The following is a 1,691-nucleotide window of genomic DNA, read 5'->3' as shown; positions in this document are numbered from 1 at the left end:
TTCTGACTCGCTGTCGGTCATCGTTTGATGATAGCTACAGTAGTGTCCTGAATCCTTAGTTCACGTGTAGATCGTATACTGCGGTTATGTCTGGGCCGCGTGCTGTGGAGATCGTGCTGACCGACGAGGAGCTGGAGGCGCTGACTGGCTGGGTCCGGGCGTCCGAAGACGGCGCAGGCGTCGCGGTCGCGGATCGTGCTGGCGTGCGCGGAGAGCGGGACGAACGGGCAGGTCGGGGCGTCGGTGGGGACGATGGYGAAGTGGYGGAACCGGTTCGCCGTCGACCGGTTGGAAGGGCTGACCGACGAGCCGCGGCCGGAGGTCGCTCTCCCGTGCCGCCGGCCCCGGCCGGCCTCGTCGGGGGCGGCAGTGTCTCCGTACGGTGGCCGGCGCACTGCGTCCGAGCCTTGGGTGTGTGCAACGTGGGGACGGACACGGGAGCAGCCTGATCACCAAAACATGCTGGTCAGAGACCTGGATATACRCCAACCCGATTGGTACCACCCCTGGGCTGCACATGGCGTCCGGCATCCGGTCCTAGCGCTCTTATGCGTGCCAGTGGAGATCGCTTCGTCCTGGTGCGTGGAAGTCAGCCGAGGGTCGTAGGCAGAAGCTCAAAGGCGCCGCAGTGGCTGGGAACGACGATCTGGAAGTCCTTGCGGTCGACCGTCGCGACCTTGGGTGTGCCCAGGCGTTCCGCTGTAGCGACTACCGCGGCGTCGACTGCGTCGAGCGGAAGATCGGCATAGCGCCGCACCAGTTGGGCAGCGCGGTCGAGGTCCGCGGCTGTCGGCGCCTCCACGTCAAGCTCTCCGGCCGCCAGTGACTCCAAGAACGTGGCGGCCAGTTGCGGCGTTCCGTGCCCCCGGCGCGCAAGCAGGTAACAAACCTCGGTGATGACCATCGCGGGAACTACCAGGGGCTCGGCGGCCGCCACGAGGAGGTGGGCACACGATTCATGGAACTTGTCCCGCTTGTTGATGGCAGCGACGAGTACACCGGTGTCGATAACTATCACCGGTCTGGCTCGCCTAGCTCCTCGTGAAGGATTCGAGATGAACGTTCAGCCAGATCGCGTTCACCATCCATGATCCCGATGAACGACAAGCGGCGCCCCGGTGTGGCTGCGCTGTCGTCAACCTGCCGTGCTGACTCCGTGGCCGGACGCGGGCCGARCATGCCACCCAAGATCACATAGAGCGCCTCCACCTGGGTAGGCGCAAGCCGATCCACCATCCGGTGCACATCGGCCACATGCGGCGCGGTTGTCATGGTGCCAGCGTAGYCCGCTCGGACGGGGCGGTAGCGCGTCGTCGGGACGGATGCGCCGTCCCTGCCRACGCGTCGGGACGTTCCTGCGGGCGTTGCTGTGGGGTCATGCCCGTCCGCTCGAGAAGGTCGCCCGAGCGGTGACCGCCGCGCTGCCGCGCCACGCGCCGGTGCTGTTCCGCCTCGTCGACGAGGCTCTGGCAGTGCGGTGGCCGGCGCACTGCGTCCGAGCCGCGCGACGTGTGCAACTCGGGTACGGACCAAAGGCCGGGCCCGGCTACCTAAAGATGCTGGTGAGACGCCCGAATCTACGCCGATACGATCGGTACCACCCCTTGGTGACACATGGCAAGTGGTACTCGCATGTCGGCCGTGAGCGCCGATGGGCGCGCATGGCGGTGTTCTGGGCGTGTAGGCGACGG

The 1,691-nt window shown here is 66.5% G+C and carries 3 protein-coding genes; 1 reads left to right on the top strand and 2 read right to left on the bottom strand.

All coding sequences use genetic code 11. The features are described from left to right. Nucleotides 1-589: 589 nt before the first annotated feature. Both KBI5_RS24645 and KBI5_RS24640 read right to left on the bottom strand, forming a co-directional pair. Entirely contained in the window at nt 590-1,018 is a 429-nt protein-coding gene (locus KBI5_RS24645; RefSeq protein WP_011438401.1) for a PIN domain-containing protein, read from the bottom strand. Then, entirely contained in the window at nt 1,015-1,272 is a 258-nt protein-coding gene (locus KBI5_RS24640) for a hypothetical protein (RefSeq protein WP_133057166.1), read from the bottom strand. Before KBI5_RS24640 ends, KBI5_RS24645 begins: the two co-directional genes overlap by 4 nt. Nucleotides 1,273-1,322: 50 nt before the next feature. Between KBI5_RS24640 and KBI5_RS27445 the strand changes: the two genes are divergently transcribed. Further along, on the top strand, nt 1,323-1,691 hold a 369-nt coding region (locus KBI5_RS27445; protein ID WP_133057165.1), incomplete at its 3' end, for a hypothetical protein.

Source organism: Frankia sp. KB5 (assembly GCF_002099325.1).
In the GTDB taxonomy this organism is placed as follows: Bacteria; Actinomycetota; Actinomycetes; order Frankiales; family Frankiaceae; genus Frankia; species Frankia casuarinae.
The sequence above is the reverse complement of the archived record's forward strand: the minus strand, read 5'-3'. Positions and strand labels throughout refer to the sequence as shown.